Raw genomic sequence first — 8,942 nt, 5'->3', positions numbered from 1 at the left:
CCCGAAGCCGCTGATCATGATGGCGGCACCGTCCTGAAGATCGGCGATGGCCTCCATCGCGCTGGTCACGGACTTGTCAATCATCGCTGTTCCTTCGTGGAAAATCTCGCCGAAGCCATCATGATAAAACCGACAAACATTCGGTAAAGTGTTTCAATGAGTGTAGCAACGTCAGGGCGCAGCGAACAGCGGGGGAATGAGCCCTAGTTCGTCCGCGGTACAGGCCGGTTCGAAAGCGTCGTTCAGCGAGCGGATCTGGGAAGCATGGTCGCGCAAATCCTCGGGCCCGTGATTGGGGTCGAAGAAGCCCTGACCGATCAGGAAGGCAACGCGCGCGACCTTGCCGGACGATGTGGTGAAGATCTCGCCATTGATGTGAGTGGTGGCATGTGCCAGCCACAGGACGGTGGCCGAGACGATCGCGGGCGGCCCCATCGGCACCCTGCCGTCGCGGATATCGGCCTGCCAGTCGTCCGCCTGCACCTCGGCTCCGCCGAAGAAGGCCTCACGGTTCATGCGGGTCACTGCCATTGGGGCGATGGCGTTGACCGGATGCCGGTACCCTTCGTTTCCTGCGCCAGCGCACGAGTGAAGCCGGCCACGCCCATTTTGGCCGCCCCGTAGTGAACAAGCGTGTCGTTCCCGGCGAAGCCGGCGTTCGAGGTCGTGTTGATGACGCGGCCGTAGCCCCGTTCGACAAAATGCGGCCAGACCGCCCGGGTCATGTTGAAGGTGCCGTCCAGCGTAACGGCGATCATCCGTGCCCACGCCGCGTCGCTGATGTCGGTCAGCGGAGCGAAGTCGATGACGCCGGCATTGTTGACGAGGATGGTGATGCGACCGAATGCACGCAGCGCGGCCTCGACGATCATGGCCGCGTCCTCGGTGTCGGAGACCGAGCCGCAGACGGCGATCGCCCGGCCTCCTGCCGCCGTGATCTCCGCGACCACCTCATGTGCGGGAGATGCGTCGGTCCCGTCCGCCAGATCGTTGACCACCACGGCGGCGCCGCGACAGGCGAAGGCGAGCGCATGTTCGCGGCCAAGTCCGCGGCCGGCGCCGGTCACGATGACGACATCCTCGTCGAAGCGCATCTCGGTCATCGTGCAGATCCCTTAGTTGGGAATTTCGAACAGACCGGCCGAGCCCATGCCGCCCGCGACGCACATCGAGACGACGGCCCAGCGCACGCCGCGTCGTTTCGCCTCGATCAGCGCATGTCCCGCCAATCGGCTGCCGGTCATGCCGAACGGGTGGCCGACGGCGATGCCGCCACCGTCAACGTTCAGCGTCTCGGGATCGATGCCAAGGTGATCGCGGCAATAGAGAAGCTGGCTGGCGAAGGCCTCGTTAATCTCCCAAAGGCCGATGTCGTCAACCGTCAGACCAGCGCGCTCGAGCAGCTTCGGAATCGCAAAGACGGGTCCGATCCCCATCTCTTCGGGAGCGCAGCCCGCCGACTGAAAGCCGCGGTAGATGCCGAGGATCGGCAGACCTTCCGCTTCGGCCGTCTCCCGGTCCATCACCACCTGGGCCGAGGCGCCGTCGGAGAGCTGACTGGCGTTGCCGGCCGTGACGAAGCGGCCTTCCTTGACGATCTGCCCGTCCTTCCAGACCGGCTTCAGTCGAGCCAGGCCCTCGATGGTGGTATCGGCGCGCACGCCCTCGTCGCGATCGATGGTCACGGTTTCGCGGGCCGAGACGCTCCCGTCCTTTTCGACGACGTTCTTCTCGACCGTCATCGGGGCAATTTCCGCGGTGAAGCGGCCCGCCTCCTGGCCGGCGGCCGCGCGACGATGGCTTTCGGCAGCGAAGGCGTCCTGAGCCTCGCGGCTGATGCCATAACGCTCCGCGACCAGTTCGGCGGTCTCGATCATCGCCATGTAGGCGTGCCGCGCGCCATCGACGACGATCCGGGGCTGCGAGCGATAGGTCGGCGCATGGCTGTTGCGGGTATGGGTGATTGATTCGACCCCACCCGCTATCGCGACGTCGATGTCCCCAGACATGATGCCGCGCGCGGCGAAGGCGAGAGCGGTCAGTCCCGAGCCGCACTTCCGGTCAAGCGTCGTCCCGGGGACGCTGATCGGCAGATCGCCCGCGAACACCGTCGTGCGGCCGATGTTGCCTCCCTGTGTTCCCCATTGCGTACCGACGCCGAGGATGATGTCGTCGACGCGTGCCGGATCGATGCCAGCGCGTTCGATGGCCACGCGGACGACGTGCGCCGTCAGGGCCGGTGCATCGGTATCGTTGAAGGCGCCCTTGAATGCACGGGCGATGCCCGTGCGGGCGGTGGAGACGATGACGGCTTCACGCATGAATGGGTCTTTCCGTTGGCATGGCTAGGAAGGGGGTAAGATCGGCGAGGAAGGCTTCGCGCTGTTCGTGGTGGAGCCAGTGGCTCGCCCCGGCGAAGATCCGAATGCCGCAGTTCGGAATACGATCGAGCCGTTCCTTCGAAGGGACCGGGATCCAGCTGGCATCGCCATAAAAGAGCAGCGTCGGGCATGAGATGGCGGTCAGCGCCGCGTCGAGATCATGACCTGACGCATCGTCGGGGGGGCGGAGCCGGGCGGCGTTGTCGTATTTCCAGTGCCAGCCTCCGTCGGCGTCGCGGTCGAGGGCATGTTCGGTGAGATGACGGATCGTTGCATCGTCCAGCGTCGGCTGGCCGTCGCGCATCCGCTGGACCGCTTCATCGACCGTCGCGTATGTCCGCACCTGCCGACGACGGCGGGCACGTTCGGCGTCGACCCAGTGACGCAGACGGACCGGATAGGTTTTTGGTTCCGCCATTTGGTCGCGGACGATCGGGAGCTCGATGCTCTCTATTCCGCACAGCACCCGAACCTGTTCGGGAAAGGTGGCGGCATAGCGTACCGCGATCACGCCGCCCAGCGAATGACCCACCAAGGCGAATCGTTCGAGTCCCAAAGCAGCGACCACATCGGCGAGGTCGAGCACGAAGGCCGCCAGAGTGTAGCTCGCGGCATCGGCCCATTCGCTGTCGCCGTGCCCCCGAAGATCGGGCGCGATGACGTGATAGCGATCCTCCAGCGCGCTTGCGATCCAGTCCCAGCTTCGTGCGTGGTCGCGCATGCCATGGAGGAGGATGATCGGCGGCTGGCGTGGGTCGCCCCAGCGCGCGACGTGAAGCCTTCGACCGTCGACGTCGACGAAATCGGAACGTTTCGGTGGACCGGGCTGCATTTCAGGCGACGGCCGCCTGTTGCGGGCGCAGCGCACGGCGCAGGATCTTGCCGGTGGGGCCCTTCGGCAGTTCGGGCCGGATCACGATCTCGGCCGGCACCTTGTAGTGGGCGAGTTCGGCCCTGCAATGCTCTATGAGGCGGGACGCACTCACGTCGGCCGCTGGCTGCAGCGCCACGTAGGCGACCGGGACCTCGCCCAGCATGTCATCGGCAATCCCGACGACCGCCGCTTCTGCTACGCCCGCACACTGATAGAGCACTTCCTCGATATCGGCCGGATAGATGTTTTGTCCGCCGCGGATGATGACGTCCTTCTTGCGATCGACGATGAAGGCGTAGCCTTCGGTATCGATGTATCCGAGGTCGCCGCTCAGCAGCCAGCCATCGGCCATGGCGGCGGCCGTGTCGTAGGGCGCCTTGTGATAGCCCGCCATAACGTTCGGCCCGCGTACCACGATCTCGCCAACGCTGTTCGGAGGAAGGATTTCTCCGCCCTCCGAGCGGATCGCGAGCTCCATGCCGTCCAGCACCCGGCCAATCGTGCGGCCGTGTTCAAGATCCCCACTGGCGTCGAGGCGTACCGCAGTGAGCGTGACGAGAGCAGTGCCTTCCGTCAGTCCATAGCCGGTCAGGACGACCGTATCGGGGCCCATGGTCGCCAATACCCGTCGAAGCAGCGGCGCCGGCACGGGCGCACCGCCCGTCATCACGTGCTTGACCGATTCGAGATCGGCACTTCCCGGTCGAACCTCGTCCACGATTTTCTGCAGCATGGTCGGGACCGCCGGCACGAAGGTGCAATGGAAACGGCAAATCGCCTCGACGCATTTCCTGGCGTCGAAACGGGGCAGCAGCACCATCGTCGCTCCGGTTACCAGCATGGCGTTGATGCCCTGGTTGAGCCCGAATGTGTTGTAGAGTGGCAGCGCGCAGAGGATCACATCTGCTGCGGTAAGGCCGAGCCAGGCGGGTGTCCGATCGTAATTTGCCGCAAGGTTGGCTGCGGTCAGCATGACGCCCTTGGACTTGCCGGTCGTCGCGCTGGTGTTCAGCAGCATCACGATGTCGTCGGCGGCGACCTCAGCAGGCTTCGGCCCTTCGCCGGCAGCTATCCCCGGTTGCAAGGGAGCGATGCCGGAGGTGACCGCACCGCCGTCCCCGCCGATCATCAGCACGTTCCGCAACGAGCGTAGCCCGATGCAGTCCGTCGGCGCGCGGTCGATCAGGTCCGCATGCACGATCAGGTGAGTCAGATCGCAGCTGGCGACGACATGCGCGACTTCCGTTGGACGATAGAAAATGTTCAGCGGAGAGACGATCGCGCCGATGAGGAACAGCGCCTGCTGGACGACGATGAAGTCGGGCGACGTCGGCAGCATGATGCCGACGCGGCAGCCACGTTCGACGCCCTGACGGGCCAGTTCGGCGGACATGGCTCGCACCTGTGCCGCGAGTGCGGCGAAGGTGATGGCCTGATCCTCGAAATGGAGCGCCACCTTCGCGGGGCAATCACGCTCGCGAGCGAACAGATGAGCGGACCGATTAAACATTTGCCGGCTCCGGAAGATGCGCGGGATCAAGCAGTCGATAGACGCGCGATGCCGTGCCGGAGAAAAGAGCGCGTCGTTCGTCGTCGCTGAGGTCCGCCGCCAGTCGCTTGAAGGCGTTCCACAGGGTGCGATACGAATACATCGCCTTGTCCACAGGGAAGTTGCTTTCGAATAGCAGGCGATCGGCGCCGAAGAGTTCGAGGCAGGTTTCGAATTGGGGGCGCCACGCTGCAGCCAGGTCTGATGACGAGGGCGGCTTCGCGCCCTCATGCCAGCGGGCCCCGCAGATGATCATGCCCAGGCCACCGAACTTGACGACGACATTGTCGCTTGCCGCCAGACCGGCCATCGATCGGCGCCATTCGACAAGGGTTTCGGCCTGCCGGGCTGCATAGTGGCCGACCCCGAGCACGCAGCCCAGATGATCGAGCACTATGTTGAGCGAGGGCCGGGCGGTGGCGACCGCCCTCAGTTCGGGAATTTGCGCGTGGTACAGCATCGCGTCGTAGCTGAGCCCGCGCCTCGCCAGCGCCGCCAGACCGTCGCGATAGCTTCTGTCGCCGAGCATGCCGGCGGGTGCCGGACGGAGGACGATACCGTCGGGAAAGTGCTCGTCCCGCGATACGCTGTGCCTTATGCCCCGAAGGGCGCCTGCGGCAACATCCTCATGGGCGTCGAGCACGGCCTCCACGCCGTCGCCGAGCAGCAGATCGGCATGTGCGACGATACCCTCGGCGATACGGGTGGTGATGCCGTCGGCAGCGGCGCGCGCGGCGATCGCCGCGACCTTCTCTGTCTCGCCTATCGGGGCCAGGTGCGCCGGCACATCATCCCGATAGCCGTAATGTGCTTGTACGAAGACAGTGGAGGCGATGGCATGTCCATCGGCCAGGTCGGCCGATAACTCGGGCAGTAGATAGGGCGCGCCGCCCTCGGTCCAGAGGTGATGGTGCGCGTCGATGATCGGCAGCGCGGGATCGAGAACGTCCTCGGTGTCCAGCGCCAGCCATGCATCGTCGGGGGGCGGGTAGCGATACCGGCCGGTCACATCCAGGCTCATCGCCCCTCCTAAGACTTGTCCGATTCACTGTCGGATAATGCGCGCTGGCTGAAAGCCTTATTCCACGCCGTGATTTGCCGTGCAAGGCCGAGTTGAAAAAAACCGACAAACCGTCGATTATCGAATTGACAGCCGTGAACGACCAACCCTAGTTTGAGGCGACGAACGAGAAACCGGCACCTCGGTGGCCGGCAACCGGAGCTGGGGCCATTCATGGTCCCCAAGGTGAGGGTGAACTGATGGGATTGAGCAGGGTGGCGGTCGTCGCTTCGGCGCAGACCGAGTTGCGCGGTGCCTGGAGCGGTGCGCAGCATATCGATCTGATTTCCTCGGTCGTGGCCTCGGTGTTCAAGGGCACCGGGATAAGCCTCGACGACGTGGATTTCGTGATCGACTCCGGCAGTGACGTTCTGGACGGCAGGTCCATCTCGAACTGCGGCTTTCTCGGGGCGCTCGGCGCGCACCACAAGGAGGAGGCCCGGGTTGAGGAAGACGGTCTGTGGGCCGCGCTATACGGGGTGAACAAGATCCGGTCCGGCGCATCGAGCGTGGGGCTGATCGTCGCTTATTCCAAGCCATCCGAGTCGAGCGTCGATGCGTTCTGGAATGCTCAGGTCGAGCCGTTCTACCAGCGTCCCGTTGGCTTTGGGCATAAGGCGGCGACCGGGATCCAGGCGCAACGCTATCTCAAGGCGCATGGCGGTTCGGACCGCCAGCTCGCCGAACTCGTCGCGGCACGCTGGTCGGCGGCGGAAGAAAATGGCGGCGTGGCAATCGATGAGGTGCCCAACGCGGATACGGTGCTCGAATCCGGAGCCGGGGCGACCCCGCTGACGCGGCTGATGCTGGCTCGCCCGGTTGATGGCGCGGTCGCGGTATTGATCGCTCGCGAGGATATCGCGCGTCGCGCCTCGCGCGCACCGGTTTTCATCACCGGGATGGGCACGTCGATGGATCGACACGCCTTCGGAACGCGGGACGGTGCGACGCTGGCGTCCGCCGAGGCGGCCGCCAGAATGGCTTATGGGAAGGCTGGCTGGTCCGACGCTGACGCCGACGTGGCGGAGGTGAGTGGATCGAGCGCGGTGGGTGAGCTGATGGCGATCGAGGCGCTGGGTCTCGCCGGGGCGGGGCAGGGTGCGTCCGTCGCTACCAGCGGCAAGGTTGCGATCAATCGCTCGGGCGGCGCGCTGCCCGCAGATCCGATCATGGCGACGGGGCTGCTGCGCCTGGCCCACGCCGCGCGGCAGCTGTCCACTCCGGAGCTGTACGGCCTGAACGGCGGGGCCGGCGGGCCGACCAAGGCGATCGCCCACGGCGCCGGCGGCGTCGGCATGCAGAGCAACTGCGTCTTCACTCTCGAGGTTTGACCATGGCCAATCTGAACAAAGGACGTCATGTCGGGATCGTCGGCGTCGGCCAGACGCATCACTCCCGCCGTCGTACTGACGTAAGCCAGGCCGGCCTCGTCCGCGAGGCGGTGGATCGCGCGCTCGCCGATGCCAAGCTGACGATGGACGACATCGATACCGTTGTCATCGCGACGGGGCCGGTGCTTTTTGCCGCCGTCAATCAGCCCGAAAAATGGGTGGCAGACGCGATCGGAGCGCAGCTGAAGCCGATCGTCCGCGTTACGAGCGGCGGCGGCGCGGGCTTTGCCGGTGGCCTTGCCGGCTATTATCAGGTCGCGGGCGGCTTTGCTGACCGAACCCTCGTCGTCGCCTACGACAAGCTTTCGGAAGGCGCGCTGCAATATTCGATCTCGACGCTGTACGATCCCTTCTGGGGCCGCGAATTCGCGGTCGGCATCATGGGTTTCTCCGCCGCCTATTGGCGCGCGCGGATGGACGTCCTCGGCCATACCGAGGAAGCTGCGGCGCGCGTGGCGGTGAAGAATCGCAGGAACGCGATCGCGAATCCCTATGCCCATGTGAAGAAGGAAGTGACGCTCGACGAGGTGCTCGAGTCCAAGCCGCTCTGCTGGCCGATCAAGCTTCTCGACGTGCCGCCGATTTCCGACGGTGCCGCGGCGATCGTCCTGGCGGCCGAGCATGTCGCGCACAAATCGTGCGATCGCCCGGCATGGATTCACGGCATCGCCTATTGTTGCGAGGCCGATAATGCCGCCGAGCGTTCGTTGCTGCTGTCGGAGCCACTCGCGCTTGCCGCGAAGCACGTTTATCGTGCCGCCGGCATCACCAATCCGCGCCGCCAGTTCGACGTGGTCGAGGTGCAGGAACCCTATACCTGTTTCGAGCTGAACTATTACGAAAGCCTTGGCCTGTGTCCGCCGGGCGGTGCGGCCGAATTGATCGCCTCGGGCGCGACCGAGCTGAATGGTGACATCCCGGTCAATCCCTCCGGCGGGTGCCTCGGCGCCAATCCGATCGGTGCCTGCGGCCTGATCCGTCTGATCGAGGGCGCGACGCAGGTGATGGGTAAATCCGAGAATACCCAGATCAAGGATGCCAAGCTCGCCCTCGTCCAGTCGGGTGGTGGCTGGGCCAATCTGCGCGGCTGTGCCGTGCTCGGCGCGTAAGGAGCGAAGAACATGCTGTCAGCACCCGACACCTGGGCGATCGACATGCCCCCGCTGCATGCCGAACTCAACATGCCCTACACGCTCACGCCTGGCAGGGCGACGGGCACGTTCCTGGCCGAGATCGGTACCCGCCGGATCGTCGGCAGCCGTTTCGCATCGGGCATCGTGATCGCGCCGGCACAGGATTTCTCGCCGATCGATGGCGAAAGCGAATATGAGTTCATCGAGGCACCGGCGACCGGCGTCCTGACCGGATTCACGACCGTCGATGGGGTCACCATCGGGTTGATCCGGCTCGACGGCTGCGACAATGACTTTGCGCATCGCATCCTGGGCGACGAGGAACCGACGCTCGATGCGCGGGTCGAGGCGGTGTGGGCAGACGGCGTCGATACCTCGATCCTTGCCATCGAAGGGTTCCGCATCGCCGCTGACGCCCCTGTCGGTGAGGTCAAGCCGTTCGGTGACACCGCGGCCCCGGTCGAGGTGGTGAAGTACAAGCTCGACCTGCAATATGAGCATGCCTACGGCCCCTATTACGGTCGGATGTTCGATGAAATCCGCACCAATCGACG

The 8,942-nt window shown here is 65.0% G+C and carries 8 protein-coding genes and 1 pseudogene; 3 read left to right on the top strand and 6 right to left on the bottom strand.

Annotated features, from left to right (window positions below; genetic code table 11):
• Window positions 1–171: 171 nt before the first annotated feature.
• Genes ACFDSW_RS12775 through ACFDSW_RS12750 form a run of 6 tightly spaced genes read right to left on the bottom strand, consistent with a single transcriptional unit; the run spans window position 172 to window position 5,825 of the window.
• Complete coding sequence (locus ACFDSW_RS12775; protein WP_375250670.1) at window positions 172–531, bottom strand: hypothetical protein; 360 nt, start codon at window positions 529–531, stop codon at window positions 172–174.
• A complete protein-coding gene (locus ACFDSW_RS12770) occupies window positions 522–1,103 on the bottom strand; it encodes an SDR family NAD(P)-dependent oxidoreductase (RefSeq protein ID WP_375250669.1) in 582 nt (193 codons plus the stop codon). The genes ACFDSW_RS12775 and ACFDSW_RS12770 overlap by 10 nt, the downstream gene beginning before the upstream one ends.
• A gap of 12 nt (window positions 1,104–1,115) precedes the next feature.
• On the bottom strand, window positions 1,116–2,321 hold the full coding sequence (locus ACFDSW_RS12765; RefSeq protein ID WP_375250668.1) for a thiolase family protein: 1,206 nt from the start codon (window positions 2,319–2,321) through the stop codon (window positions 1,116–1,118).
• Window positions 2,314–3,213: an alpha/beta fold hydrolase gene (locus ACFDSW_RS12760; RefSeq protein WP_375250667.1), complete on the bottom strand. Its 900-nt coding sequence runs from the start codon at window positions 3,211–3,213 to the stop codon at window positions 2,314–2,316. The genes ACFDSW_RS12765 and ACFDSW_RS12760 overlap by 8 nt, the downstream gene beginning before the upstream one ends.
• Window position 3,214: 1 nt before the next feature.
• Window positions 3,215–4,765 carry a class I adenylate-forming enzyme family protein gene (locus tag ACFDSW_RS12755; protein ID WP_375250666.1) on the bottom strand — a complete coding sequence of 517 codons (1,551 nt, stop codon included), beginning with the start codon at window positions 4,763–4,765 and terminating at the stop codon, window positions 3,215–3,217.
• On the bottom strand, window positions 4,758–5,825 hold the full coding sequence (locus ACFDSW_RS12750) for an amidohydrolase family protein (RefSeq protein WP_375250665.1): 1,068 nt from the start codon (window positions 5,823–5,825) through the stop codon (window positions 4,758–4,760). Before ACFDSW_RS12750 ends, ACFDSW_RS12755 begins: the two co-directional genes overlap by 8 nt.
• Window positions 5,826–6,064: 239 nt before the next feature.
• Here ACFDSW_RS12750 and ACFDSW_RS12745 point away from each other — a divergent pair, with 239 nt between their 5' ends.
• From ACFDSW_RS12745 to ACFDSW_RS12735, 3 genes and pseudogenes are all read left to right on the top strand, one after another.
• A complete protein-coding gene (locus ACFDSW_RS12745; RefSeq protein ID WP_375250664.1) occupies window positions 6,065–7,195 on the top strand; it encodes a 3-ketoacyl-CoA thiolase in 1,131 nt (376 codons plus the stop codon).
• Between the two features lie 2 nt (window positions 7,196–7,197).
• Window positions 7,198–8,364 carry a propanoyl-CoA acyltransferase gene (locus ACFDSW_RS12740; protein WP_375250663.1) on the top strand — a complete coding sequence of 389 codons (1,167 nt, stop codon included), beginning with the start codon at window positions 7,198–7,200 and terminating at the stop codon, window positions 8,362–8,364.
• Window positions 8,365–8,376: 12 nt separating this feature from the next.
• Window positions 8,377–8,942 (top strand): annotated as a pseudogene (locus tag ACFDSW_RS12735) (hypothetical protein); the annotation flags it as partial.

The sequence above is a fragment of the Sphingomonas sp. genome, from assembly GCF_042091075.1.
Taxonomy (GTDB): domain Bacteria; phylum Pseudomonadota; class Alphaproteobacteria; order Sphingomonadales; family Sphingomonadaceae; genus Sphingomonas.
The sequence above is the reverse complement of the archived record's forward strand: the minus strand, read 5'-3'. Positions and strand labels throughout refer to the sequence as shown.